At 73.3% G+C, this 26121-nt stretch carries 25 protein-coding genes; 5 read left to right on the forward strand and 20 right to left on the reverse strand.

Going from position 1 to position 26121, the window contains the following annotated elements; genetic code table 11:
• Positions 1 to 122 precede the first annotated feature (122 nt).
• A complete protein-coding gene (locus tag E1264_RS14205) occupies positions 123 to 1742 on the reverse strand; it encodes an MFS transporter (RefSeq protein ID WP_132173485.1) in 1620 nt (539 codons plus the stop codon).
• Positions 1743 to 1921: 179 nt separating this feature from the next.
• Between E1264_RS14205 and E1264_RS14210 the strand changes: the two genes are divergently transcribed.
• Positions 1922 to 2587 carry a TetR family transcriptional regulator gene (locus tag E1264_RS14210; RefSeq protein WP_132173487.1) on the forward strand — a complete coding sequence of 222 codons (666 nt, stop codon included), beginning with the start codon at positions 1922 to 1924 and terminating at the stop codon, positions 2585 to 2587.
• Positions 2588 to 2623: 36 nt separating this feature from the next.
• Here the strand turns inward: E1264_RS14210 and E1264_RS14215 are convergent, their stop codons facing one another.
• Positions 2624 to 3796, reverse strand: coding sequence for an acyl-CoA dehydrogenase family protein (locus E1264_RS14215; RefSeq protein WP_132173489.1), 1173 nt, complete (start codon positions 3794 to 3796; stop codon positions 2624 to 2626).
• On the reverse strand, positions 3796 to 4941 hold the full coding sequence (locus E1264_RS14220; RefSeq protein ID WP_132173491.1) for an acyl-CoA dehydrogenase family protein: 1146 nt from the start codon (positions 4939 to 4941) through the stop codon (positions 3796 to 3798). The genes E1264_RS14215 and E1264_RS14220 overlap by 1 nt, the downstream gene beginning before the upstream one ends.
• Before the next feature lie 192 nt (positions 4942 to 5133).
• Between E1264_RS14220 and E1264_RS14225 the strand changes: the two genes are divergently transcribed.
• From E1264_RS14225 to E1264_RS44615, 3 genes are all read left to right on the forward strand, one after another.
• A complete protein-coding gene (locus E1264_RS14225) occupies positions 5134 to 5760 on the forward strand; it encodes a TetR family transcriptional regulator (protein WP_132173537.1) in 627 nt (208 codons plus the stop codon).
• A 136-nt stretch (positions 5761 to 5896) separates the two neighbouring features.
• Positions 5897 to 7336 (forward strand): S1 family peptidase, encoded by a 1440-nt coding sequence (locus E1264_RS14230; protein WP_132173493.1) that lies wholly within the window; start codon positions 5897 to 5899, stop codon positions 7334 to 7336.
• Between the two features lie 149 nt (positions 7337 to 7485).
• Positions 7486 to 7719: a DUF397 domain-containing protein gene (locus tag E1264_RS44615; protein ID WP_207934073.1), complete on the forward strand. Its 234-nt coding sequence runs from the start codon at positions 7486 to 7488 to the stop codon at positions 7717 to 7719.
• 45 nt (positions 7720 to 7764) lie between these two features.
• Here E1264_RS44615 and alc read toward each other — a convergent pair whose 3' ends face one another.
• From alc to uraD, 9 genes are read right to left on the reverse strand one after another with little or no spacing between them, the layout of a single operon-like run.
• Positions 7765 to 8793, reverse strand: coding sequence for an allantoicase (gene alc, locus E1264_RS14240; protein WP_132173495.1), 1029 nt, complete (start codon positions 8791 to 8793; stop codon positions 7765 to 7767).
• Entirely contained in the window at positions 8790 to 10079 is a 1290-nt protein-coding gene (allB, locus tag E1264_RS14245) for an allantoinase AllB (protein WP_132173497.1), read from the reverse strand. Before allB ends, alc begins: the two co-directional genes overlap by 4 nt.
• Position 10080: 1 nt before the next feature.
• A complete protein-coding gene (pucD, locus tag E1264_RS14250; protein WP_132173499.1) occupies positions 10081 to 12390 on the reverse strand; it encodes a xanthine dehydrogenase subunit D in 2310 nt (769 codons plus the stop codon).
• Entirely contained in the window at positions 12390 to 13748 is a 1359-nt protein-coding gene (locus E1264_RS14255; RefSeq protein WP_243710932.1) for an 8-oxoguanine deaminase, read from the reverse strand. Before E1264_RS14255 ends, pucD begins: the two co-directional genes overlap by 1 nt.
• The gene (locus tag E1264_RS14260; RefSeq protein ID WP_132173541.1) at positions 13745 to 14230 is read right to left on the reverse strand and encodes a (2Fe-2S)-binding protein; all 486 of its coding nucleotides are present in this window, start codon (positions 14228 to 14230) and stop codon (positions 13745 to 13747) included. Before E1264_RS14260 ends, E1264_RS14255 begins: the two co-directional genes overlap by 4 nt.
• Entirely contained in the window at positions 14230 to 15108 is an 879-nt protein-coding gene (locus E1264_RS14265) for an FAD binding domain-containing protein (RefSeq protein ID WP_132173501.1), read from the reverse strand. Before E1264_RS14265 ends, E1264_RS14260 begins: the two co-directional genes overlap by 1 nt.
• A 14-nt stretch (positions 15109 to 15122) precedes the next feature.
• Complete coding sequence (gene pucL, locus E1264_RS14270; protein ID WP_132173503.1) at positions 15123 to 15992, reverse strand: factor-independent urate hydroxylase; 870 nt, start codon at positions 15990 to 15992, stop codon at positions 15123 to 15125.
• 4 nt (positions 15993 to 15996) lie between these two features.
• Complete coding sequence (uraH, locus tag E1264_RS14275; protein ID WP_132173505.1) at positions 15997 to 16314, reverse strand: hydroxyisourate hydrolase; 318 nt, start codon at positions 16312 to 16314, stop codon at positions 15997 to 15999.
• Positions 16311 to 16766, reverse strand: a complete 456-nt coding sequence (gene uraD, locus E1264_RS14280; RefSeq protein WP_243710933.1) for a 2-oxo-4-hydroxy-4-carboxy-5-ureidoimidazoline decarboxylase — start codon at positions 16764 to 16766, stop codon at positions 16311 to 16313. The genes uraH and uraD overlap by 4 nt, the downstream gene beginning before the upstream one ends.
• Before the next feature lie 111 nt (positions 16767 to 16877).
• On the opposite strand from uraD, the gene E1264_RS14285 reads away from it, so the two are divergent.
• A complete protein-coding gene (locus E1264_RS14285) occupies positions 16878 to 18401 on the forward strand; it encodes a PucR family transcriptional regulator (RefSeq protein WP_132173509.1) in 1524 nt (507 codons plus the stop codon).
• A gap of 24 nt (positions 18402 to 18425) precedes the next feature.
• Here E1264_RS14285 and E1264_RS14290 read toward each other — a convergent pair whose 3' ends face one another.
• The 8 genes from E1264_RS14290 to E1264_RS14325 form a co-directional block, all read right to left on the reverse strand.
• Positions 18426 to 19286 (reverse strand): alpha/beta hydrolase, encoded by an 861-nt coding sequence (locus E1264_RS14290; protein ID WP_132173511.1) that lies wholly within the window; start codon positions 19284 to 19286, stop codon positions 18426 to 18428.
• Positions 19287 to 19316: 30 nt separating this feature from the next.
• Positions 19317 to 20045, reverse strand: coding sequence for a Clp protease N-terminal domain-containing protein (locus E1264_RS14295; protein ID WP_132173513.1), 729 nt, complete (start codon positions 20043 to 20045; stop codon positions 19317 to 19319).
• A 50-nt stretch (positions 20046 to 20095) separates the two neighbouring features.
• Positions 20096 to 21031 carry an NAD(P)-dependent oxidoreductase gene (locus tag E1264_RS14300; RefSeq protein WP_243710934.1) on the reverse strand — a complete coding sequence of 312 codons (936 nt, stop codon included), beginning with the start codon at positions 21029 to 21031 and terminating at the stop codon, positions 20096 to 20098.
• Positions 21028 to 22536, reverse strand: coding sequence for a class I adenylate-forming enzyme family protein (locus E1264_RS14305; protein ID WP_132173515.1), 1509 nt, complete (start codon positions 22534 to 22536; stop codon positions 21028 to 21030). Before E1264_RS14305 ends, E1264_RS14300 begins: the two co-directional genes overlap by 4 nt.
• Positions 22533 to 23705: a cytochrome P450 gene (locus tag E1264_RS14310; protein ID WP_132173517.1), complete on the reverse strand. Its 1173-nt coding sequence runs from the start codon at positions 23703 to 23705 to the stop codon at positions 22533 to 22535. Before E1264_RS14310 ends, E1264_RS14305 begins: the two co-directional genes overlap by 4 nt.
• The gene (locus tag E1264_RS14315; RefSeq protein ID WP_132173519.1) at positions 23702 to 24454 is read right to left on the reverse strand and encodes a glycosyltransferase family A protein; all 753 of its coding nucleotides are present in this window, start codon (positions 24452 to 24454) and stop codon (positions 23702 to 23704) included. Before E1264_RS14315 ends, E1264_RS14310 begins: the two co-directional genes overlap by 4 nt.
• Positions 24455 to 24456: 2 nt before the next feature.
• The gene (locus tag E1264_RS14320) at positions 24457 to 25458 is read right to left on the reverse strand and encodes a ketoacyl-ACP synthase III (protein ID WP_132173521.1); all 1002 of its coding nucleotides are present in this window, start codon (positions 25456 to 25458) and stop codon (positions 24457 to 24459) included.
• Positions 25459 to 25618: 160 nt separating this feature from the next.
• Positions 25619 to 26035, reverse strand: coding sequence for a hypothetical protein (locus tag E1264_RS14325; RefSeq protein WP_132173523.1), 417 nt, complete (start codon positions 26033 to 26035; stop codon positions 25619 to 25621).
• Positions 26036 to 26121: the final 86 nt, after the last annotated feature.

The raw sequence follows: 26121 nt of genomic DNA on the forward strand, positions 1-26121 counted from the left end.
GCCGGCGGGGGACCCGGGCACCCCCAGCCCGAGCCCCACGTCCAACCCGGCCCCGACCCCGGACACCGGCCAGGGCTGACGCGCCTCCCCGCCGGAGCGGTTCGTCGCGCGGCCCCGGTCCGTCACACCGCGGCGGCGCCGTCGACCGGGGTGTTGCCGCGCCGGACGAGCAGCGCCGCGAGCACGGCGGCGACCGCGACCGCGCCGGCGACGGTCAGCGCGTTCTGGAAGCCGTCCATGAACGCGAGGTGGCTGCCCGTGGTGATGGCCTCGGCGGCCGGTCCCGACGTTCCGGGCGGGACGGGCGCGACGCCCTGCGAGACGATCCCGCCCTGGCCCGCGAGCTGCTCCGCCGCCGGGGCCGGGACGCCCGCGCCGGTCAGGCGCCCGAACAGCACGTCGCCCACCTTGGTGGACAGCAGCACGCCCAGTACGGAGGTCCCGAGCACGCCGCCGAGCTGCGCGGCCGTCTGCTGGAGCCCGCCCGCGACGCCGGCGAGGTGCGCGGGCGCGTTGCCGACGATGGCCTCCGTCCCGGCGACGATGACCATCCCGAACGCGAGCCCGACCAGCACGAACCAGGGCCACAGCTCGACGTAGGGGGCGTTCACCCCGATGCGCGCCAGCCCGAACATCGCGGCCGCGGTGAACGCCATGCCGAGCACGAGCGGCAGCCGCGGACCGAACCGGCTGGTCAGCGCGCCCGCCAGCGGGGACGCGACGATGAACACGGCGGTCATCGGCAGCATCCGGACGCCCGCGTCCACCGGGCTCATGCCGTGCACCTGCTGCAGGTAGAGGGTGATGAAGAAGACCGTCCCGAACATCCCGAAGAAGCCGAGGATGATCAGCCCGGTCGCCGCCGACAGCGACACCGAGCGGAACAGCCCGAGCGGCAGCAGCGGGCGCTCGACCCGCAGCTCGTTCCAGACGAACGCGGCGAACAGCACGGCCGACACGGCGAACGACACCAGCGGGACCGCGTCCCCGAAGCCGTCCTCACCGGCCTTGATCAGGCCCCAGACCAGCCCGAACAGCGCGCCGGTGAGCAGTGCGACGCCGGGCAGGTCGAACGAGCCGACGGCCTCCTCGTCGCGCGACTCGCGGATCACCCACAGGCCGACGAGGAGCGCGACAATGCCGAGCGGGGCGTTCAGGAAGAACACCGACTCCCAGCTGACGTTCTCGACCAGGACGCCGGCGACGATCGGGCCGCCCGCGATGGAGATGCCGACCGTGGAGCCCCAGACGCCGATGGCGGTGTTGAGCTTGTCGGCGGGGAACGTGTTGCGCAGGATCGCGAGGCTGGCCGGTTGCAGGAGCGCCCCCGCGAAGCCCTGCACCACGCGCCAGAAGATGACCATCCCGAGGCCGCCCGACAGGCCGATCAGCACCGAGGAGATCGCGAAGCCGATCACGCCCGCGAGGAACGTCCGCTTGCGCCCGAACCGGTCGGCGATCTTCCCTGCCGGGATCAGCGTGACGGCGAGCGCCAGCAGGTAGGCGTTGGTGACCCACTGCAGCCCGGACAGGCTCGCGCCGAGGTCCTTGGCGATGGCCGGGTTGGCGATGGACACGACGGTCGCGTCCAGGCCGACCATCATGACGCCGAGCGCGACGGCGACCAGCGTGAGCCAGGGATGGCCGTGGCCGGATCTCGCGGGGCGGCCGCGCGCCCTGTCGCGCGGCGGTGCGTGGACGGCGCCCGGCTCCAGCGTCTCGGCGCCCTTGGACTGACTCATCAGCGACCTTCCAGGTGGCGTGTAGGCGATCTTCGATCTCCGACGTGACGGGACTCAAACTGTCATGGGATGACACATGTCGTCAAATGCCGCTCGTCAGAGTGAGACATGATTCATCTCACGACAACATTCAGCCGGTGACGCTTGGCTCGGGATCACCGGCTGGCTACACTTCGCACATGACCGCGACCGCCCCCGAGACCGGTTCCACCGGTCCCGGATCCCAGCCCCCGGGCCGGCGCGAACGCAAGAAGCAGCGCACCCGCGACGCGCTCGTCGACGCCGCGTTCTCCCTCTTCGCCGAGAAGGGCTTCGACGCGACCACCGTCGAGGAGATCGCCGACGCCGTGGACGTCTCGTCCCGCACGTTCTTCCGCTACTTCGCCTCGAAAGAGGACGTCGCGCTCACCTTCCAGGAGGAGCAGCTCCGCGCCGTCCTGGCGGCGCTCGCCGCGCGCCCCGCCGACGAGCCGATCATGACGGCGCTGCGCCGCACCGTGGTGGAGATCGCCCGCGCCGGCGAGCGCGGCGAGCTCGGCTTCGACCCGGAGCGGTTCAACTGCATGTTCGAGATGGTGAGCCAGAGCCCGGCCCTCATGGCGGGCAGCCTGGAGCGCGCGCAGAAGAAGCAGGCGCTGCTGACCGAGGTCATCGCCGAGCGGCTCGGCCTCGACCCCGCCACCGACCTGCGCCCGCACGTCATCGCCGGCGTGGCGACCTGCGGCTTCCAGGCCGCCACCGACGCGCTGCGCCGCTACCCCGACGCGTTCGGCTCGATCTCCGAGACCGTCGACCGGGCCTTCGCCATCCTCGAGAACGGCTTCGAGGAACCGCCGCCGGACTGACGCCCGCGCGGTTCGAGACGGCGAAGACCGGCGGGGTCAGCGCGGGGCCCGGGGCAGGCCCAGGCCGATCATCGCGATCAGCTCGCGCTGGATCTCGTTGACGCCGCCGCCGAACGTCAGCACCAGCGCGCCCTTCGCGAGCCGGTCGGCCGCCTCGACGAACTCGGCGGTCTCCGGGTCGCCGGGGTCGCCGTGCCGGGCGAGGACGTCGCCGACGATCCGGCCGACCTCCTGCACCCGCTCCGAGGCGTAGATCTTGGTGGCGGACGCGTCCGGGGCGCCGAGCCAGCCGAGATCCTGGTTCGCGGCGACCTGCCAGTTCAGCAGCTCGTTCACGCGCAGGTAGGCGTGCACGCGCGCGACCGCGCGGCGGACCGCGGGCGTCTCGATCAGCGGCCGCCCGTCCGGCCCGGCGGTGCCGCGGGCCCAGCGCTCCAGCCGGACGTGCACGTGCCCGATGTTCCCGGCCGGGCCGAGCGTGACCCGCTCGTGGTTGAGCTGGCTGACGATGAGGTCCCAGCCCTTGTTCGGCTCGCCGATCAGCATGTCCGCCGGGACGCGGACGTCCTGGAAGTACGTCGAGTTGGTGTGGTGGCGGCCGTCCATGGTGATGATCGGCGTCCAGGAGAAGCCCCGGTCCTCGCAGTCGACGATGAGCATCGAGATGCCCTTGTGCTTCTTCGCGTCCGGGTCGGTGCGCGCGGCGAGCCACACGTAGTCGGCGGTGTGCGCGGCGGAGGTGAATATCTTCTGGCCGTTCACGACGTAGTGGTCGCCGTCCCGGACGGCGGTGGTGCGCAGCGCGGCGAGGTCGGTGCCCGCGCCCGGCTCGCTGTAGCCGACCGCGAAATGGCACTCCCCGGCGAGGATGCGCGGGATGAAGAACTCCTTCTGCGCGTCCGTCCCGTACTGCAGGATCGTCGGCGCGACGGAGTTGAGCGTGATGAGCGGGTAGGTGACCTCGGCACGGGCGATCTCGGTCGCGAAGATCGTCTGCTCGACCGGGCCGTAGCCGCGGCCGCCGTACTCCTTCGGCAGCGCGACGCCGAGCATCCCGTCGCGGCCGAGGCGGCGGCAGTGCTCCAGGTAGGCGGGGCCGAACGGGTCGTCCCGGACGGCGGCGCGCTGCTCCGCGTCCAGGCAGTTCTCGAAGTACTCGCGCAGCTCGGCGCGCAGCTTCTTCTGCTCGCCGGTCAGGTCGATGAACATCACGCCCTACCTTTCTGGGGGCGACCCCCAGACCCCCGAGGCTGCAGGAGAAGCTCGCCGAGTGCGTCGAGGGTGTCGTCGGCGCCGCCGAGGAGGTGCGCGCACTGCTTGCCCCAGGCGAAGTAGCGGTGCAGCGGATACGTGACGTCCAGGCCGATGCCGCCGTGCAGGTGCTGGCACGTGTAGAGCGCCTCCACGACGGGGCCGCAGGCGTTGAACGCGGCGACGGCGAGGACCTCGTCGGTGTCGGCGGCGCCCTCGGCGAGACGCCACACGCCCGCCCAGACGGCCACGTCCAGCGCGCGCTTGGCGATGTAGACGTCGCCGATCTGCATGGTGACCGCCTGGAACTGCGCGAGGACGCGGTCGAACTGCTCGCGCGTCTTGACGTACTCCTTCGTCAGTTCCAGCGCGCCTTCGATGACGCCGGACGCGAGCGACACCGCCCCGGCGACGGCGGTGCGGCGCAGCGTGTCCCAGGCTGCGCCGTCGGCGGTCCCGCCGAGCAGGGCGTCAGGCCCGACCCGGACGCCGCCGAGCGCGACGCGCGACAGCGGCTCGGTGGTCGCGGACGGCTGCCGCGTGATCGTCACGGCCGCGGGCTCCACGAGGAACACGCCGACTCCCTCGCCCTCGACGCGGGCGGGGATAAGGATGCGTGATGCCTCCCGCGCGTACGGCACGAACGTTTTCACACCGTCGAGGACGAAACCGCCGCCATCGCCGTCCGGCCGCGCCGTCGCCGCGATCCGCCCGGGAGGGCCGAGCTCGCGGTACGCGCCCGTCAGGACGGTCTCCCCTTCGATGAGCGGGCCGAGCAGTTCGCGCTGCGCGGGGGTGCCGTGCAGCCCGATCGGGACGGCCGCGAGCGCGAGCGACGCGTACACCGGGACGGGAGCGACCGCCGCGCCGGCCTCCCGCAGGAGGACGGCGAGCCCGACCGGCCCGAGTCCCGCGCCGCCGGCGTCCTCCGGCAGGACGGCGCCGAGCAGCCCGGCCCGGGCGAGGGCCGTCCAGGCCGCGGCGTCGTACGGCGCGCCGCCCCGCTCGAACGCCTCCAGCCGCTCCCGCGCCGCCTCGCGGGCGAGCAGGCCGGCCGCGAGCCCCTGGAGCTCCCGCCGGGGTTCGTCGAGGGTGAAGTCCACGCATCCGCTCCCTTCCGGACAACGCGAAAGTAGAACAGATTCTAGTCTGTGTCCAGAGGGCGGGCATGAGGCCATGCGGCCACGCCGGGCAGATTTGATAACAGGTTCTTGTGCGGGTTGTATCCTTGGGGGGAGGCGCCGGATCACCGACCGACCGCTGAGAAGGGAACGACCGTGACCGCAGAGCCGACAATGACCGGGGACGAGACCCGGGGGCAGGCGGCCGGCCCCGCGCGGCAGGCGGGCGTGCGCTCGCGCGGCCAGCACCAGCGGCGCAAGCGTATCGTCCAGGCCGCCGCGGCGCTCGCGTCGCGCGGCGGCATCGAGGCGATGCAGATGCGCACCGTGTCCGAGCGGGCCGGGGTCGCGCTCGGCACCCTCTACCGCTACTTCCCGTCCAAGATGGACCTGGTCGTCGCCGTCGTCGGCGAGGAGCTCGACCTCCTCGAAGGCAGCATCGAGCGCCGCCCGCCGCGCGCCGGGGACCCGCCGCAGCGCGCCGTCGAGGTGCTGATGCGCGCCACCCGCGGGCTGATGCGCGAGCCCGAGCTGGCGGAGGCGCTGATCCGCTCGCTGCTGCTGTCGGACGTCAAGACCGACTTCGGCGAGCGGATGACCGGCCTGCTGCTGCGCGCCGCCTCCGGCTCCCCGGACGGCGGCGCCGACATCCCGGCCGACGACCCGCGCCGGCTCGTCGCCCGCGCGCTCGCCGGCATCTGGACCATGGAGATGATCGAGATGCTGCGCGGCAACGCCACCGCCGAGGAGATCCAGGCCCGGCTGGAGATATCCGCCGCCCGCCTCCTCATCGACGCGTGAGCGTTCGAGCCGAATCGAATCAACATTGAAATACCACTTGTAAGCGATTTATTGCTGCGGTTTATACGCCGCTCTACAGTCCCGGCATTGGGCGCCCAAACCTCTCCCAACCCCCACCCCCAAACAGGAGAGCCACATGGCCCGCAAACACCTGCTGCTGGGCATCACGGTCGGGACCTGCCTGGCCGCGGCGCTGGCGACCCCAGCGCTCGCGGACACGGCGTCCCCGGCCGCCCGGCAGCAGACCGCGGCAACGACGCCGCGACCAGTCGGCCCGATCGGAAAGACCGCCGCCATTCAGAAGAACCTCCGGGTATCGCTCGGAGCCGAGTTCGGCGGCGCCTGGGTGAAGAACGGCTCCCAGGTCGTCGTCGCCACCACCGACGCCGCCGCCACCACCGAGATCAAGGCGGCCGGCGCGCAGCCGAAGGTGGTGAAGTACAGCGAACGGCAGCTCAGCGGCGAGCTGTCGAAGCTGAACAGGCACTCCCGCTCCGCCGCGAAGTCCGTGACCTCGTGGTACGTCGACGCCGAGAGCAACACCGTCGTCGTCAACACCTCCGACCGGGCCGCCGCGAAGCGGTTCCTGAAGGCCAGCGGCGTCAACGCGTCGGCGGTCCGGATCGTCCGGTCGGCGGAGAAGCCCCGCCTCGTCTACGACATCATCGGCGGCGAGCGGTACTGGACGACCCAGTACGGCTGCTCCGTCGCGTTCGCCGTCACCGGCGGGTTCATGACGGCCGGGCACTGCGGCGACACCGGCGAGACGACGCAGGGCGCGAACCGGGTCGCGCAGGGCACGTTCGGCGGCTCCTCGTTCCCCGGCAACGACTACGCGTGGGTCGACACCAACAGCCAGTGGACCCCCACCCCCAAGGTCAACAGGTACGACGGGACCTACGAGACGATCCTCGGCGCGACCGAGGCGCCCGTCGGCACGCAGGTGTGCCGGTCGGGCGGCACGACCAGCACGCGGATCTGGTGCGGCCCCATCCAGCAGCGGAACGCGACCGTCAACTACCCCGAGGGCACCGTCACCGGCCTGATCCGCGCCAACGTCTGCGCCGACCCCGGCGACTCCGGCGGCGCGCTGTTCACCCAGACGGGCGGGCAGGCGCAGGGCATCACGTCCGGCACGTCCGGCAGCTGCAACAACGGCCAGGACAGCAGCGACCAGACCTGGTTCAACCCCGTCGGCGAGGTCCTGCAGATCCTCGCGCAGGACGGCCGTGAGCTCATCACCGAGGACGGCGGCCCAGGCCCCGGCACCTGCGACGGCCACCAGACCCAGGTGACCGACTCGCTGACGTCGGGCGCCAGCGACTACCAGCCGTCCGGCAACTACACGACGACGGCGACCGGCGCGCACACCGCGTGCCTCGACGGCCCCGACGGCGTCGACTTCGACGTCTACCTGCAGAAGCTGAACGGGACCACCTGGCAGACCGTCGCCTTCTCGATCAGCCCGACCCCCGACGAGACCATCAACTACACCGGCACCGCCGGAACCTACCGGTACCGCGTGCACGCCTACAGCGGCAACGGTGACTACACCTTCGGATTCAGCAAGCCATAACACGCTGTCGCCAGTCTTCCCCGGCCGTCCCTCCCCAATCTGGACGGCCGGGGATGCCTTCGTTAGTACCCTGAGGCACGACAGCGCCAGGACGATCCCCGGCCGGTCCGGGTGCGAATCGGCCGGTTCCAGGATGAGAAGGTGTGCCAGTGACCGAGCAGGAACCGATCCTCAGCGACGGGGTCATCATCGAGTTCGTCGATGGCAAGGACGTCCCCGTCCAGCACAAGGACTTCGGTGAGCGGGCCGTCGTCATGCGTGACGCGAAGAACCCGGAGGGCCCGATCCTCTACTTCACCGAGGCCGAGTGGGACGCCTTCATCGCGGGCGTCAAGGACGGCGAGTTCGACGACCTCCTGGAAGACCCTACCGAGGCTTCCTGACCCAGGTTGTGCATGCCCCCGGCGCCTTTCTCGCCGGGGGCATGTTCATGCCCGGGGTGGCGGGGTGCGGGTGAGTGCGTCCCAGCGGGCGATGAGGTCGCGTTCGGCGTCCGGGGCGAGGTCGCCGAGGAGGCGGAGCCGGGCGATGCCGCCGTCCGGGTGGATGTCGAGCCGGACGCTGGTGACCTCGGGCGACGGCGATGGGAGCCGGAAGCGGTGCCGGGTGTCGGGCTGCAGCCGGGTGCGCGGGATGAGTGTCAGGGGCGGTGCGGAGGGGCGGCGGTCGTCGAAGCCGGACAGCGCGAACCCGGCGGGCGCGTTGAACTTGAGGTTCGTGGTGTCGATCTCGGCCAGCCTGATGACGCCCGGGGCGGCGAGGCGGATCAGGGCCCAGTCGTGGCCGCCGTCGCGCCGCCGGGCGGTCTCCCAGCCCTCGGCCTGGTTGCGGGCCGTTCCCGGGTGCAGCATGTTGTCCGGCGACGAGTAGAACATGTCGGAGCACTCGACGACGCGGGCGCCGTTCTCCAGGGCGGCGAGGTCGGCGGTCAGCCCGGTCAGGAACTCGGGGTTCGGGACGGCGTCGCCGTGGACGCGGAGCCGGGCGATGCCGCCGTCCGGGAACATCGAGAGCCGGACGTGGGTGAACACGCGGCCGGTCTCGGCGGCGGCGAACGCGTGGGCCGTGTCGCCCTCCAGAGGGCTCTTGGGGACGATCTCGACCCAGTCGGCGTCCAGCAGCTCGGCGGGCGTCGGGTGGCCGTCCGCGAAGCAGGCCTCGACGGAGGCGTGCGGCGGGAAGTTCCCCTTGAACCAGGCCGTGTCGATGACGACGCCGATGATCCTGCCCGGGAGGCCGAGGCGGATCAGCGCCCAGTCGTGACCGCCGCCGCGCCGCCGGGCGGTCTCCCAGCCGTCGTACTCCTGCCCCTTCGGCCCGAACGTCTCGGGCCTGAACGCGGGCGCCCACGGGTTGAGGAGGTTCTCCTTCGCCGCGAAGGACTCGTCGCTCGCGGCGGTCACCGAGCCGCCGAGGGTGCGGACGGCCAGGTCGGGCAGCGCGGTGAAGCCGGTCATGACGCGTCCGGGCGGCTGAGCAGGCGCCCGGCGGGCGCACCTGTGGCCAGCGCGCCGCGGAGCCAGGTGGCCTGGACGACCCCGGTCAGCGTCCGGCCCTCGTACGGGGTGACGGGATGGCGGTGGTGGAGGGCGGCGGGGTCGACGGTGAAGGTCGCGTCCGCGGCGAACGCGACGAGGTCGGCGTCGTTCCCCACGACGATCCCGCCCTTGCCGGGGACGCCCGCCAGCGCCGCCGGGCCTTCGGACATCCAGCGGACGACGTCGTGCAGGCTGTGGCCGCGTGCGCGCGCCGCCGTCCAGACGGCGGGCAGGCCGAGCTGGAGGGACGAGATCCCGCCCCACGCGGTGGCGAAGTCGCCGCGCTTCAGCTCGGGCGTGCAGGGCGAATGGTCGGTGACGACGCAGGAGATGACGCCCGAGGCCAACCCCTGCCAGAGCAGGTCGCGGTTGGCGGCGTCGCGGATGGGTGGGCAGCATTTGTGCGCCGGGCTGTGGGCGTCGTCGACGCAGAGCGTCAGGTAGTGCGGGCAGGTCTCGGCGGTGACGGGCAAGCCGTCCGCCTGGGCCTTCGCCAGGACGTCCAGGCAGTCGGCGGCGGACAGGTGCAGGATGTGGGCGCGCACGCCCGTCTCCTCCGCCAGCCGGACGACCTGCTCCACCGCGAGACGCTCGGCCGACGCCGGACGCGACGCCAGGAACTCCGCGTACCCGCCACCGGACGGCGCCGTCAGCGACGCCGGGTCTTCCGCGTGGACGATGACCAGCCCCCCGAACGAGGCGATCTCCCGGAACGCCGCCCGCATCTGCGCCTCCGTGAGCGGCGGGAACTCCGGGACGCCGGAATCGGACGTGAAGCACTTGAAACCGAACACGCCGAGGTCGTGCAAGGCGCGCAGCGAGGCGAGGTTGCCGGGGACGGCTCCGCCCCAGAATCCGACGTCCACCGCGCACGCGCCCTCCGCCGCCTCGCGCTTCGCCGCCAGCGCGGCCGGGTCGACGGTCGGCGGGAGCGCGTTGAGCGGCATGTCGACCAGCGCGGTGACGCCGCCCGCCGCCGCGGCGCGGGTCGCGGTGGCGAAGCCCTCCCATTCGGTGCGGCCCGGCTCGTTGACGTGCACGTGGGTGTCGACCAGGCCGGGCAGCAGCGCGACGTCCCCCAGATCGATCCCGGTGCCGGTGTAGGGGCCGATCGCGGAGACGCGGCCGTCGCGGACGGAGACGGTTGCGGGACGCTCGCCGTCCGGCAGGACCGCCCGGCGGGAGCCGATCACGAGGTCGTCCACGTCAGTCCCCCTGGACGATGTGCTCCGGCCGGACGGGCACGCGCGCCAGCGCCCGGCCTGTCGCGGCGCGGATCGCGGCGACGATCGCGGGCGTGGACGACAGCGTCGGCGGCTCGCCCGCCCCGCGCAGCCCGTACGGCGCCTCCGGGTCCGGGTTCTCCAGGATGTCGAGCTTCATCGGCGGCATGTCAAGGATGGTGGGGATCAGGTAGTCGGTGAAGGACGGGTTCCGGACGACGCCGTCCGACACGACGATCTCCTCCATCACCGCGAGCCCGAGGCCCTGCGCGGACCCGCCGTGGATCTGCCCCTCCACGCCCGTCCGGTTGATGATCTTCCCGACGTCCTGGACGGCGGCCAGCTCGACGACCTTGACGAGCCCGAGGTCGACGTCCACGTCCACGACGGCGCGGTGGACGCACAGGGCGAGCTGCGTGTGGCTGCGTCCCTGCCCGGTGACCGGGTCCATCGCGGTCGTGGGGCGGTGCCGGTACTCGCGGGTCTCCTCGATGGCGGTGTCGCCGAGGACGTCCTCGACCGTGCCGAGCACGCCGCCCGCCCGCGAGACGATCTTCCCTCCGGCGACGGCGAGGTCGGTGCGGCCGAAGCGCCGGGCCGCGAGGGCGAGGAGTTCCGCGCGGACCGCCTCGCAGGCCGCCTTGACCGCGCCGCCCGACATGTACGACTGGCGGGACGCGCTGGACGAGCCCGCGTCGCCCACCCGGTTGTCGGCGGGCGCGATCGTGACCTTCTGGACGCCCAGCTCCGTCCGCGCGACCTGCGCCTGGATCGTGACAAGCCCCTGCCCGACCTCCGCCGCCGCCGTGTGCACGAGCGCGGTCGCCTCGCCGCCGATCACCTCCAGCCGGACGCGGGCCGTGGAATAGTCGTCGAAGCCCTCCGAGAAGCAGATGTTCTTGATCCCGACGCCGTACCCGATGCCCCGCACGACGCCCTCCCCGTGCGTCGTCTGCGACACCCCGCCCGGCAGGTTCCGCAGGTCGGACGGGTCGAGCGCTGGCGGCGGCGGCATCGCCTCCAGCCGGGTCAGCATGTCCGCGAGCGGCGCCGGCGACTCGATGACCTGCCCGGTCGCGAGCTTGGAGCCCTGCGAGACGGCGTTGCGGCGGCGGATCTCCACCGGGCCGAGCCCGCAGGCCACGCCGAGCCGGTCCATCATCGACTCGTAGGCGAAGCACGCCTGGACGGCCCCGAACCCGCGCATCGCGCCGCACGGCGGGTTGTTCGTGTAGACGCCGTACGCGTCGATCCTGATGTTGGGGATCTCGTACGGGCCGACGCCGAGGGACGCCGCGTTCCCGACGACGTTCTTCGTGGACGAGGTGTACGCGCCGCCGTCCAGGACGATCTCGACGTCGGCGTAGAGCAGGCGGCCGTCCGCCGTGGCGCCGTACTCGTACCGCATCAGCGCGGGATGCCGGTGGACGTGCCCGAAGAACGACTCGTACCGGTTGTAGGACATCTTCACCGGCCTGCCGGTGTGCAGCGCCAGCATCGCCGCGTGGATCTGCATCGACAGGTCCTCGCGCCCGCCGAACGCGCCGCCCACGCCCGCGAGCGTCATGTGGACCCGCTCCTCGGGGAGGCCGAGGCACGGCGCGATCTGCTTGAGGTCGTTGTGGATCCACTGCGTGGACACGTACAGGTCGACGCCGCCGTCGTCGGACGGGATCGCCAGCCCGGACTCGGGCCCGAGGAACGCCTGGTCCTGGATGCCGACCTCGTACTCGCCCGTGACGACGACCTCGGCCTCGACCTTCGCCGCGTCGACGTCCCCGACGCGGACGGGCTGGTACCGGGTGATGCCGCCGAGATCCTGGACCTTCAGCCGCTCCGGGTCGGCGATCACGGCGCGCGGGTCGGTGATCGGCTCCAGAACCTCGTAGTCGACGCCGATCCTCGCCATGGCGCGGCGGGCCGTCTCGGGATGGTCGGCGGCGACCAGCGCGACCGGCTCGCCCTGGTGCCTGACCTGGTCGATCGCCAGGACGGGCTGGTCCTCGGCGTGGTCGATGCCGAACATCTTCCGGCCCGGGACGTCCTCGTGGGTCAGCACGGCGCGGACGCCGGGCAGCGCGAGCGCCGGGCCGATGTCGATCGAGCGGATCAGCGCGCGGGGATGCGGGCTGCGGAGCGTCGCGCCCCACAGCATCCCGTCCATCCACAGGTCGGACGCGTACGCGAACTCCCCGGCGACCTTGAGCGTCCCGTCCGGGCGGAGCGGGCTCTCGCCCACGCCTCCCAGCCCTGGGGCCGCCACGTGACCCGGGGTCTTCACCGGTGAGGCCATCAGAGCACCTCCTCCGCGAGCTTCATCAGGCGGCGATGGGCGTCGGCGCCGCGGCGTGCGACCTCGTCCTGCGGGACGGTGACGAGCGTGTCGCCGTCGACGACCGCCCGGCCGCCGACGAGGAGGCGCTCCAGCGGCGGCGTCGGCCCGAACGCGAACGCGACGACGGGGTCGTCGACGGCGGCGTGGAAGCCGTCCAGCCGCCACAGCGCGATGTCGGCGAGCTTGCCCGGTTCGAGGGAGCCGAGCTCGTCGTCACGCCCTAGGCAGCGGGCCCCGCCGAGCGTCGCCATCTCCAGCGCCTGCCGTGCGGTCAGCGCGGTCGGCCCGTACCGGGCGCGCTGCATGTAGATCGCCTGGCGCAGCTCCCCCGCCAGCGGGACGAGTTCCGCCGACGCCGGCCCGTCCACGCCGAGGCCGACCGCCGCGCCCTCGGCGAGGAGGTGCGAGACGCGGGCGATCCCGGCGCCGAGGCGGGCGTTGGAGCTGGGGCAGTGCGCCGTGCCGGTGCGGGTCTCGGCGAGCCGCTTGACGTCGGCGTCGTGCAGGTGGACGCAGTGCGCGAGCCACACGTCGGGGCCGAGCCAGCCGATCGACTCCATGTACTCGGCCGGGGTCATGCCGAACTGCTCCGCCGTGTGCTCCTCCTCGTCCAGCGTCTCCGCCAGGTGGGTGTGGAGCCTGACCCCCTTGCCGCGCGCCAGCTCCGCCGATTCCAGGAGCAGCTCCCTGGTCACGCTGAACGGCGAGCAGGGCGCGACGGCCACGCGCAGCATGGAGCCGGGCGACGGGTCGTGGTACCGGTCGATCGCGGCCTCGGTCTCGGTGAGGATGGTGTCGAGGTCCTCGACCACCTCGTCCGGCGGCAGGCCGCCCTGCGACTCGCCCCGGTCCATCGAGCCCCGGCACGGGTGGAACCGGACGCCGATCTCCCGCGCCGCCTCCACCTCGGCCGCGAACAGGTCGCCGCGCCCCTTCGGGAACAGGTAGTGATGGTCGGTGGACGTGGTGCAGCCCGACTTGGCGAGCCATCCGAGCCCCGCGCTCGCCGCACCGGCCACGACCTCGGCGTCCATCCTCGACCACGGCCTGTAGAGCGCCGTCAGCCACTCGAACAGCGTGCCGTCGACGGCGAGGCCCTGGCTCGCCCACTGGTAGAGGTGGTGGTGCGTGTTGATCAGGCCGGGGGTGGCGAGGCAGCCGGTCCCGTCGATGCGCTCGCCGTCGTGCGCGGCCGCGTGCGCGGGCGGTGCCGGTCCGGGGCCGACGGCCGTGACGCGGTCGCCGTCGATGACGATGTGGCCGTCCGGGTACTCGTCGCCGGAGACGGTGACGACGTGCGCCTTCTCGATGATCACGATGCGGCCGCCTTCCGCTCCGCCGCCAGGCGCACCGCGTCCAGGATCTTCTCGTAGCCGGTGCAGCGGCACAGGTTCCCCGCGAGGGCCTCGCGGATCTCGGCGTCGGTCGGCGCGGGGTTCCGCTCGATCAGGTCGTGCGTCTGGACGATCAGTCCCGGCGTGCAGAACCCGCACTGCACGGCCCCGGTCTCCAGGAACGCCTCCTGGACGGGGTCGAGCCGCTCGTCGCCCGGCGGGCCTTCGGCGAGACCCTCGACCGTGCGGACCTCCCGCCCCTCCGCCTGACCGGCCGCGACCAGGCACGCGCAGGCCGGAACACCGTCCAGGTAGACGGTGCAGGAGCCGCATTCGCCCTGCTCACAGGCGTTCTTGGAGCCCGGCAGGCCCATCCGCTCGCGCAGCATGTAGAGCAGGCTCTCGCCCTCCCACACGTCGTCCACGACCTCGTGCGAGCCGTTGACCGTGACGTTCACGCGCATCACGAAGCCTCCCTTCCGGTGGTCGCGGCTGTATGGTCGCGCCAGGCCCAGGCCAGGGTGCGGCGGGCCAGTACCGCCAGGGCGTGCCTGCGGTAGTCGCCCGTCCCCCGGACGTCGTCGATCGGCGACGCCGCTTCGGCGACCAGCTCTCCGAACCGCCGCGCCGCCGAGTCGCGGAGCGGGCCGCGCCCGTCCCAGTCCAGTTCCTGTGCGATGAACTCCTCGGCGCCGGGGGCGCGGCGCGGTGTCGGCGCGGCGGAGCCGAGGCCCGTGCCGACGCGGCGCTCGGCCGGATGCAGGGCGATCGCGAACGAGCACACGGCGATCACCATCGCGTTCCGGGTGCCGATCTTGGCGAAGTACTGCGGGCCGGACGCGGGCGCCGTCCAGAACGCGCGGATCAGCTCGTCCGGCGCGAGGGCGTTGCGCTTCACGCCGGTGAAGAACTCCGCGACCGGGATCATCCGGACGCCGCACGCCGCCGACTCCGCCTCGATCACCGCGCCGGCGGCCAGGAGCGGCGGATGGCCGTCCCCGGCGGGCGACGCCGCGCCGAGGTTGCCGCCCACCGTGCCGCGGTTGCGGATCTGCGGCGAGCCCACCGTCCGCGACGCCTGCGCCAGGCCGGGCAGGCTCGCGCCCAGTTCCGTGATCAGGCGGGTGTACGGGACGGCGGCGCCGACGCGGAGCCGTCCGTCCGCCGCGTCCCAGCCGGTGAGCTCGCGGATGCGCGTCAGGTCGAGCAGCGCCTCCGGCCGCCGCTGATCGAAGTTGATCTCGACCATGACGTCGGTGCCGCCCTGGAGCGGCAGCGCGCCCGGCAGCTCCGCCTTCGCGTCGAGCGCCTCGCGCCATGTCGCCGGTCGCAGGAATTCCATCGCTCCCCGATCCCCTATTCCCAGGCGGACGCCGCGCGCGGCGCGTCGTCGGTGAGGACGGTGCCCTCGATCAGCCCGTACGGGCGGTCCGCCGCGAAGTACACCTCGTTGTCGTTGTCCATTCCGAACGGCTCCAGATCGACGAGGAAATGGTGTTTGTTGGGCATCGACAGCCGTATCTCGCAAAGCTCGTCCCGTTCGTCCAGGACCCGGCGGCCCATCTGGAAGAGCGTCTGCTGGAGGGACAGGCTGTGCGTTTCGGCGAACGCGTGCAGCAGGTGATGGCGGGCCCCGCGATAGGAGTCGTCCCAGCCTCCGTATCCGGTGCTCCGGTGGCGCCATCGGGCGGTGACGGCCGTCGCGAGGACGCGGTCGTCGGTCGGTTCGAGCGTCGTGAACTCGTCCTGGACGAACCCGTGGAATTCGCTGCCCGTCGATTTCAGCACGACCAGGTCTTCCAGCCCGGAGACGACCGATTCGGCACCGCCGTCGCCGTCGCTGTGGATCAGCGCCGTCCGGACCTCGCCGCCGGTCCGGACGAACGAATGCCCGCCCGTGATGCGATCCCAGGAATACTCGCGGATCTCCACGCGGGCGTGGGTGATCGTCGGCTGCGAGTCCACGAAATGGCGGGCGAGCAGGAGACCGAAGTCCTCGATCGCCTCGATGCCGTGCTTCTTGGCGAACGCGAACACGGTGTTCTTCTGGCTGTCGGTCGGCAGGACGGCCGCGTTGTCGCCGGTCAGGTGCGCGTCCTCCATCGCGCCGGAGAGCGAGACGCTGACGTTCACGTCCTTGATCGCGTGCCGTGTACCGGAGCGCGTGACGCGGACGACGCGCGTCTCCGCCTTCCCGTAGCGGTTGCGGCCCAGCACGATGCCCATGGCGCTAGCTCCCTCGGTAGGTCGAGTAGGCGAACGGGCTGATCAGCAGCGGGACGTGCAGGTGCCGTCCGGGATCGGTGATCGTGAAGGCCACGGTGACCTCGGGATAGAAGTCCGACAGGCCGGAGGTGTCGAACACCAGCCGGTACGTCCCGGCGCCCGGCTCGGTGCCCCACTCCCTGATACGGCCGTCGCCGTCGGTGCGGGCGGTGGCGAGCGTCGTCCAGCCGGTGCCGTCGGCGTCGCGCCGTTCCAGCCGGACGGTCGTCCCCGCCGACGGCACCCCCTTCGCCGCGTCCAGCACGTGCGTCGAAAGACTCACGGTCTCCACTCCCCCGCCAGCTTGGCCAGACGAAGATCCACGATCTTCGCGAGCTCCCTCCGGACGACGGCCCGCTCGGCCTCGGCGTCGTTGCCCAGGCGCGCCCGGAGGTCGCCGAGCATGTCGGCGGCGGTGCGCCCGGTCGCGCAGATCAGGAACACGTGACCGAAACGGTCCTCATAGGCTCGGTTCCCCTCGATGAGGGCGGCACGCACGTCCGAGGCGGCGGCGTCCATGCCCGACTGCTCGGCCCGCGACCAGCCGCCCACGCGGTCCCCGATGCGGGGATGGGCGGCCAGGGCCTCCTCCACATCGGGCCAGGCGAGCTCGTCCAGCGCCCTGGCTCCGGCTTCGCGCAGCTCGTCCAGGTCGCGGTAGCGCCGTCCGGCGACCGCCGTCACCCAGCGGCGGGACGCGCAGCACGCGGACAGGTCCGCTTCCGTGAACAGCACCCGCTCCTCCTCGTTGCCTGCCAGTACACACAGCCGCCGGTGGGGTGGTCGAGGCACAGGACGTCCGAACTGTGCTGTCCATCGGCCGCAGGGGTTTGTAGCTTTCTCCATATGAAGCTGCGCGCCCTGCTCGCCATGCCGGAGCTGCGGCTTGAGGTCGTCGCCGGGGACGACGCCGAGCTGGACCGGCCGATCGGCTGGGTCGTCACCACCGACCTTCTCAGCCCCGGCCGCTACCTGCGCGGGCGGGAGCTCGTCCTCACCGGGCTCGTGTGGCGGTCGGGCCCGGCGGACTCGGAGACCTTCGTCCGCGCCCTCGTCGACGCGGGCGTGTCGGGCCTCGCGGCGGGGGAGTTCGCCCTCGGCGCCGTTCCGGACGATCTCGTCGCCGCCTGCCGCCGGCACCGGCTCCCGCTGTTCAAGGTCCCCGAGGACGTGGCGTTCGCGACGGTCACCGAGGAGGTCGTCCGGCATCTGTCCGGCGCCCGCGCCGCCGACCTGACCGCAGTCCTGGACCGGCACCGGCGGCTCGTGGAGGGCACCGGGCTCGGCGCCGTCCTCGACCTGGTCGGCCGTGACCTCGGCATGCGCTGCCACGTCCTCGCCGCCACCGGGCGGCTCGTCGCCGGTCCGCGGCTTCCCGGCGCCGACGCCGCCGCGCTGGCCGGGGCCTTCCTCCGCGCGCCGCGCCTGCCCACGTACGCGGCCGGTCTTGACGCGTCGGTCTTCCCTGTCGGCGAAGGCGCCCGGTGCCGGGCGGCCGGCTGGTTCATCGCGTGCGAGGGCGACTTCGCCGACTGGCCCGCCGAGCGCCGCGCCCTCACGGGCGAGCTGGCCGCCATCGTCGCGCTCGAACGGGCCCGGCTGGACGACCGGCTGGGCGCCGAGGGCCGCCGCGCCCAGGAGATCGTGACCGCCGCCGCGACCGGAGGCGGCGGGCTCGGACATGCCGGTGAGCTGGAGCGATCCGGGTTGGCCGCCGGTGTCCCGGTGGTCGCGGTCGCCGCCTCGGGACGGGGCGGGATGGGCGCGGGCGAGCTGCGCACCGTCCTCGCCGAGATCCTTCTGGAGGCGCGGCCGGTGGTCGGCCTGGTGGACGGCGAGGTCGTCGGCCTCGTCCCGTCCCCGCCCCGCCCCGACGTCGCCGGCACGGTCGAGGACGCGCTCAACGCGCTGGCTCCGGGCTTCGCGGGCGGCGGTGTCGCCGTCGGCGTCAGCGGCACGGCCGAGGCGCCTGATCTGCGCGGCATCGTCGAAGAGGCCCGCCAGGCGCGGCGGCTCGCGGCCACCCGTTCCTCTGCCGTGAGCGTCGTCCGGCACGACGAACTCGCCACCCATGTTCTGCTGCTGGCCGGCGTTCCCGATGACGTGCGGGAGATGTTCAGGGTGCGGCTCCTGGATCCGCTGAATGCCTATGACGAGGTCCATGGCGCCGACCTCGTCCGGACGCTGGAGACGTTCCTGCGGCATTCCGGCTCCTGGGCGCGCACCGCCGAGGAGCTGCATCTGCACGTCAATTCGGTGCGCTACCGCATCCAGCGCGTCCAGGACCTGACCGGCCGCGACCTGTCGCGCCTTGAGGACCAGGTCGACTTCTTCCTCGCCCTCCGGCTCGGATCGGAGCGGAGTTCATGAATCACGAGGACGGGCCCACGGGATTCAGGACGTGTGGCGGAGGAGGGACGGGACGACCGTGTCCCACGTCCGCCGGGGAAGCTCGTTGCCCATCCCCGGGACGGTCACCAGTTCGGCGCCCGGAATCTCGGCCGCGAGCGCCTCGCCGTTCCCGAGGGGGAAGAACGCGTCGTCCTCGCCGTGGATCACGAGGGTCGGCGCGGTGATGTCGCCGAGACGCTCCCGCCAGCGGGGCCCGCTGTCGAGGGCGGCGAAGGCGGTCGCCATCTGGTCGGCGCGGTGCGCCTTTCCGGGGTCGGGGGCGGCGGGCGTCCGGTCGTAGATCCGTTCGATGTGCTCGCGGGCTTCCGCCTCGTCGAAGGGCGGCCCGGACAGGTGCCGGGCGTTCTCGACCATGAAGCCGACCACGGAGGCGCGGTCCGCCCAGTCGACCTCCGGCGGGTTCATGAAGTGCGCCATCAGCTCGGGCGCGTGCTCGGGCAGGTCCGCGTCGTTCGGGCCGGGCGCGGTGGGCCTGGTGGCGATCAGCGTGAGCGTGGTGACGCGGGCGGGGTGGTCCAGGGCGAGGAGCTGCGCGATCCAGCCGCCGACGCCGAAGCCCACGACGTGCGCGGACGGCAGGTCGTGGGCGTCGAGGACACCGGCGGCGTCCGCCACCAGGTCGCGCAGCGTGTAGTCCGGGGCATCTGGGTCGGCGGGCGCGGACCGGGCCGTGCCGCGCAGGTCGTAGCGGACGGCGAACCTCCGCAGCGCGGCGACGCGTCCGCAGAAGTCGTCGGGCCAGGTGAGCATCGTGTTGCCGATCAGCAGGACGGGCGCGTCACCCGGCTCGCCGAACGTCTCGGCGCACAGTTCCACCCCGTTGGCCTTGATGAGTTTCTCCATGAAGGGGTGGACTGCCCCGGCGCCCGAAACTCATCCCTGCTCGGCGATCATGGCGTTCAGGGCCTCGGTGATGGTCGCTTCGGCGGCCGCCTTGTCGATGCCGAGGCCGGACAGGACGCCGTCGCCGTCCTCGAACTCCAGGAGGGCGAGGAGCATGTGCTCGGTGCCGACGTAGTTGTGGCCGAGGCGGAGGGCCTCGCGGAAGGTCAGCTCCATGGCCTTCTTGGCGTCCGCGTCGTACGGGATGAGGTCGGGGACGTCGTCCACCGCGGGCGGGAGCGCGGCGGTGGCGGCCTGCCGGACGTCGTCGAGCAGGACGCCCTGCGCGAGGATCGCCTTGGCGGCGAGCGCTTTCGGCTCGGACAGCAGGCCGAGCACGATGTGCACGGGCCGGATCCGGTCGTTGCCCGCCGCCTTGGCCTCGGTCATCGACGCCATGACGACGTCGCGGGCCCGCGCGGTGAACCGGGAGAAGCCCTGGGACGGGTCGAGGTCGGGGGCCTGCCCCTTCGGCACGAAGCGCTTCTGCGCCGCCTGCTTGCTGACGCCCATGCTCTTTCCGATGTCGGTCCAGGACGCGCCGGAGCGCCTGGCCTGGTCGACGAAGTGGCCGATGAGATGGTCGGCGACCTCGCCGAGGTGCTCGGCGGCGACGACGGCGCTGGAGAGCTGTTCGAGGGCGTCGGTGTGGACCTTCTTGATGGCGTTGATCAGGTCGTCGAGGCGGACCTGACCGGCCGGCTGCACGGGTTCGGTCATGCGTCAACCATAGGTTGACGCTCGCCGCCGCGTCAACCCGAGGTTGACGATTACCAGGAGGCGGCGCCGGCGAAGGCCGTCTCGTGCGGGTCGTAGCCGAGGACGGTGCGGGCGGCGGTGATGTCGAGGGTCCGCTCGACCGCCAGATGGCCGATCGCGTAGCGCGTGAGGCGTGGTGGCCGCGGGCTCCCGGCCAGCAGGAACGCGCCTTCGGCGACGGCGGCGAGCGGACGGGCGACGGCGGCGGGAACGTACACCGGCCTCGCCCGGACGCCCCGTTCCCGGAGGATCCCGCGCAGCGCCTCGTCGACCGTGACCGGGGCCGCGTCCGCGATGTTGAACACGCCAGAGGCGACCGGACCGGTCGCGGCCAGCACGCAGGCCCGGACGAGGTTGGCGATCGAGGTGAGGCTGACGCGCTGGCGTCCCGTCCCGGCGGCCGGGAGGATCGGGCCGCGCACGGCGGACAGCACGCGCGGCAGCAGCGTCGTGTCGCCGGGCCCGTAGACCGCGTGCGGACGCAGGATGATCGCGTCGCCGGGCGCGGCCCGCACGGCCCGTTCGGCGGCGGCCTTGGACGCGCCGTACGCGTTCAGGTAGCGGCGGACGGGCGCCGCGTCCTCGGTGACCATCGCGCTCGGCCGGAACGGGTCGTACACGCTCGCCGTGCTGACGTGCACGAACCTGGCGCCGGGAAAGGTCGCGAGGGCGTTGCGGGTTCCGGTGAGGTTGGCGGCGAACAGGCCGGCGGCCGGTCCCCAGTCGGTGGCGCTCCCGGCGCAGTGGACCACCGCGTCGACGCCGGGGGCGTCCGGGAGCGGGCCGCGGGCGAGGTCCCAGGATCGGTACGCCGCGCCGCCCAGGTCGCCGGGGTCGGGACGGCGGCCGTACGCGAACGTCGTGACGCCGTCCGCCGCGAGCGCCCGGCAGACCGCGCCGCCGACGAAGCCGGACGCGCCCGTCACCGCGATCCTCACGCCGGTCACCCGGCGGTCACCAGCTCGCGGAGCCGGTCGCGGTCGAGCTTGCGCGTCCGGCCGGAGCGCGGCAGTTCGTCCAGGACGACGATGCGGTCCGGGAGCGCGGCGTGGTCGATGACGTCGGGGAGGCTGCGCCGGAGCCGTCCCGGCAGATCGTCCGGGCCGACGACCGCCAGGACCACCTCCTCGTCCCCGGTGCCGGGGTCGGGCACGCCCACGATCGCGGCCTCCGCCACGCCGGGAAGCGCGGCGATCGACGGTTCGTACAGGCCCGGGTAGAGGTTGAAATCGCCCCGGATCAGCATGTCCTTCTTGCGCCCCATGAGGACGAGGCGGCCGCCGTCGAAGCGCGCGAGGTCGCCGGTCGGCAGCTCGCCGGCGGGGTCGTCGCCGAGGTACCCGCGGCACAGGTTCGGCCCGGACAGCACCAGCTCGCCGTCGTCGGCCAGCCGCGCGCCGACGCCGGGCAGCGGCGCTCCGAGGAGATCACCCGGCGCGGTGTGGGCGAGCTTCTCCTCCGCCGACGCGATCGCCACCGGCAGGATCTCCGTCATCGCGTACACGGACAGGACCTCGGCGGACGGCGCCGCGGCGACGGCCCGCCGGAGGATCGCGGCCGGAGCGGGCGCCGCGCCGAGCAGCACGTACCGCAGCGCCGGCGGCAGGTCCGGGGACGCGTCCAGGATCTCGGCGAGGTGGACGGGCACGCAGAACGTGTGCGTGGCGTCCCGCTCCCGCATCAGCCGGGCGGCCTCGGCCGGGGCGCAGGACAGCGGCGGCATCGACCAGCGCGCCCCGGCGACCAGCGCCGGGAGCCCGAGCATGAGCTGATCGGTGTGGACGACGTCGCCCGGCCCGAGCGGCATCCGCGTCCGGAACAGGTCGAGCGCCGCCGCCAGCGACACCTGGGTGTGGACGACCGCGCGCGGATGCGCCGTCGTCCCCGACGTGAAGATCACCGCGGCCGGTGCGTCCGGATCGGTGTCTGGGACGAGGTCGGGCGCGTCTCCGTCCGCGAGGCGCGCGAACGGCAGCGCACCGCGCGGCACGCCGGGCAGCCGGCGGCCGACATGGACGTGCCGCATCGGGCCCTCGCCCGGAACCTGGAGGTCCGCGAGGTTCGGCAGCAGCAGCCCGCGCCGCCGCGCGTACGCCCGGACGGGACCCAGCCGGCTCCCCGCGTACAGGATCGATTCCGCCGCCGACCAGCGCGGGCGCGCCAGCCGCAGCCGCGCCGTGAACATCTCGGGACCGGCTCCCGGGTCGGCGAACACCACCACTCCCCCGGCCGCGACGACGCCCAGCGCCAGCACCAGCGACTCGGGCGACGGCCGGACGGAGAACAGCACCCCGTCACCGGGCGCCAGCCCGGCGGCGTGCAGCCCGTGGCGGACGGCGAGCACCTGCCGCCGCAGCTCGCCGTAGGTGAGTTCCGCGCCGGACCCCGAGACGAGCGCGACGCCGCCGGGCGCCCGCGCCGCCTGCTCCAGCAGCCGCCGGACGAGCGTCACGCCGTCCCCCTTCCCGCGCGCACGAACAGGTGCCGGTACGTAGGGATCAGGACGCGCCGGGCGGCGGCGCGGCTCGTGATCGTGAGCGGCCCGGCGGCGAGGAGCGTCCGGGCGACCAGCCGGATCTGCGCCATGGCCAGCGGATACCCGAGGCAGAAATGCGGCCCCGCGCCGAACCACAGCCGCCGCAGCTCGGGCGGGTGCGGGCGGTCGAGGTCGAACGGCCCGAGAGCGCGGCAGCAGTTGTGCGTCGCGATCAGGACCCGCTCCCCCGGACGCACCGCGACACCGCCGACCACCACACGGCGGTGCACGCTGCGCAGCATCACCGGCGTCGGCGTCGTCACCCGCATGGCCTCGTCGATGGCCCGGTCGAGCAGTTCGGCGCCGCCGGAGGCGGCGACGCGGGGGAGCTGCCCGTGGTCGGCGAGGAGGGCGATCAGGCGGGGCAGGAGCGTGGCGACCGTCTCGGTGCCGGTCAGGAAGAAGGCCCCGGCGGCGCCCCGCGCCTCGTCCTCGGAGAGGCCGAGCGTCCGCATCCGTCCCATGACCGTGGACTCGTCCCCCGCCACGTACGCCTTCGCGGCGATGTCGCCGAGCGGGTCCAGCACGGCCCGGGCGCGCCGCACCTGCGACGGCGACAGCCGCCGCGTCCGCAGCGAGACCATCGAGACGATCCGCTCGCCCTGCTCGAACAGGTCGCGGTAGGCCGCCTCGGTCCTGGTGTCCAGGCCGATGACCTCGCCGATCACGGCCCCGGAGAGCACGCGGGCGGCGTCCACCAGGTCGACGTCCGCGCCGTCCCGGAGGCGGCCGGTGAGCCGGGCCAAGGACTCCTCCAGCACCCGCGCGCACAACGCCTCGGTATATGACGGCACGAACAGGTCGGCGAGCCGCCGCCGCAGCACCCGGTGCGCCTCGCCCTCCATGTTGAGCAGCACGGACGGCCCGAGGACCGGCGTCCACAGCTCGCCCGGGGAGCCGGGGCCGTCCTTGCGGAACGCCTCGCCGTCCATCAGGATCCCGCGCGCCAGCGACGCGTCGTTCACCACCACGCCCACGCCCGGCACGCGGACGATCGGGCCGCGCCGCGCCGCGGCCCGCAGCAGCGGATACGCGAACGGATGCGCGGTCGCGTAGAGGCGCCGTTCCCAGTCGCGGGCGGTCATCGGACGTCCACGACGGGCGGCCGGTAGCGGTGGTCGGCGTACCAGCCGAGCGTCCGGACCAGCCCGTAGGCCCGCAGGCGGCGCACCGACCCGTACACGACGACGTCCTCGCGCAGCCCGTAGGCGGCGGTGACGCGGCGGACGCGGTTGACGAGGGCGCGGTCCTCGTGGACGTCCTCGATGCGGGTGCGCGGGAACCCGCCCGCCCGCTCGTACAGGTCGGCGGTGATGGCGAGGTTGCAGCCCGGCATCATCACGTAGGGGCCGAGGTAGAGCGGGTGCTGGTTGCCGGGCCTGTAGCGTCCGAAGAGCGCGGCGAGGTCGATGACCGCGGGCAGCAGGCGGCGCTCCCAGAACTTCAGCGGGAACTCGTCGGTGCGCGGCAGCAGCGGCCCGGACACCATCTCCAGCCCGTCGCCGAACGCGCGCCTCACCGCCGCGACCCAGCCGCGGTGCGGGAGGCAGTCGGCGTCGGTGCGGGCGACGTGCGTGGCCCCGGCGGCGATGGCGTGCCTGACGCCGGTGTCGGCGGCGGCGCCCGTCCCCTTCTCCGGTTCGTGGACGATCCGGACGTCGAACGCGCCGTTCTCCGCCGCGAACTCCTTGACGACCTGCGCCGTCCCGTCCGTGCTGCCGTTGTCGACCACGGCGAGCGTGAACGCGGTGTCGGTCTGCTCGGCGAGGCGCCGCAGCGTCGCGCCGATGGAGCGCTCCTCGTCGTAGGCGGGGATGACGACCCAGAGCCTCATGGTCACAGCTCCGCGAACATGACGCCGAGGCTGATGCCGCCCGCCAGGCCGACGAGCGCGACCCGGTCGCCGGGCCCGCACCGCCCCTCGCCGATCGCGGTGGCGAGCTGCAGCGGCAGGCTCGCGGACGCGACGTTCCCGTGGTCGGGCAGCGTCACGACGAGGCGGTCGGCCGGAATGCCGAGGGTCGCGCGCAGCACCTCCAGATACGGGACGGTCACCTGGTGCACGGCGACGACCGCGAAGTCGTCCCACGTCAGGCCGGTCTTCTCCAGCGCGGTCGTGAACAGCTCCGCGCCGCCGCCGGCGAACGCGTCCTTGAGCCGCCGCCCGTCCCCGCTGAAGTAGGTGAAGTCGGGGTCGCGTGGATGCATCGAGCCGCCGGCCGGAAGCGTTCCGGCCCGCCAGGCGGTGGAGACGGCGGCGAAGTCGCGGTAGAAGATCCCGCCGTCGGGGGCCGCCTCGACGAGCATGGCGGCGCCGCCGTCGGACAGGGTGTAGCCGGCGAAGGCGTCCGCGAACTGGGCGCGGTCGCGCACCTTCCAGCGGATCGCGCGGGACGGGCTCTCGCCCGTGCAGACCAGCACCCGCTCGTGCTGGCCGGTGCGGATCAGCGCGTCCGCGATCTGGAGGCCGTTCAGGAAGCTGTTGCAGGCGTTCTTGACGTCGAAGACCGGGCAGGACGCGCCGAGCTTCGCCGCGACGATGTGCGCGGTGGCGGGCTCGATCAGGTCCTGCGACGCCGACCCGAAGATCAGCAGGTCGATCCCGGCGGGGTGCGTCGCGCGCTCGGCGAGGGCGCGGCGCGCGGCGGCGACGGCCAGGTCGGACGCCTGCTCGCCGTCGTCCATCACGTGCCGGGTCCGGATGCCGGTCAGCCGCCGGACGATCGTCGGATGCGGCCGGTACCCGCCGCTCTCGGCCGCGACGCGCGCCTCCACCTCGGCGCTGGTGACCGTCCGGCCGGGCAGGTGTGCCGCGACGGCGGTGATGCGGGCTCTCATGGCCTGGGGTCCCCCGGTTCCTCGTGTTGCGTGGAACCGCCAGCGTCGCCGGTCCCGGACGCTCCCGGACAGGGCGACCCTACGGAACCGGGGATGGGCGTTCCACCCCAGGTCAGGGTGAGTACTGCCACTCACTCCGGCTGAGCGGTACCGCCCGCCGCTAGACCTCGGGGATGCCGGTCGGGGCGGCGGTCGTCGGCGCGGGCTGCGGGGAGTTCGGCACGGTCGGGACGACCGGCCGCACCGGCTCCTCGGTGCTCCTGGACCCGGAGTTCCACCACCACAGCGCGAACGAGATCGCGAACAGCACGAGGAGGCCCGCGAGGACCTGGAACACCGCCATCCGGTGGCTCGGCTCGCGGCGCCCTCGCCGCCGCCGGAACCCGGCGACGCCGGAGCGGGCGGCGCGGCGCGCGTTCCGGCGATCGCGGCGGCGCTCGCGCCGGGACGGGGGGCGGGCCCGCTCGCTCGCGGACGGCTCGGTGAACGTTGCGCTCCGGACGAAATCGTCGTCGAACACGGGCTCGTCGAAGTCTGCGGCCATGAGGATCTCCGGCGCGGGGGCGGCGGTCGGCACCCAGGCTAGTCGACGCCCGCGGGGACCCGTCCCGTCCCCGGGGACCGTCCTGCTAACCGGGACCGGCCCGCCGAACGAAATCTAGA

The sequence above is a fragment of the Actinomadura sp. KC216 genome (genome assembly GCF_004348535.1).
Taxonomy (GTDB): domain Bacteria; phylum Actinomycetota; class Actinomycetes; order Streptosporangiales; family Streptosporangiaceae; genus Spirillospora.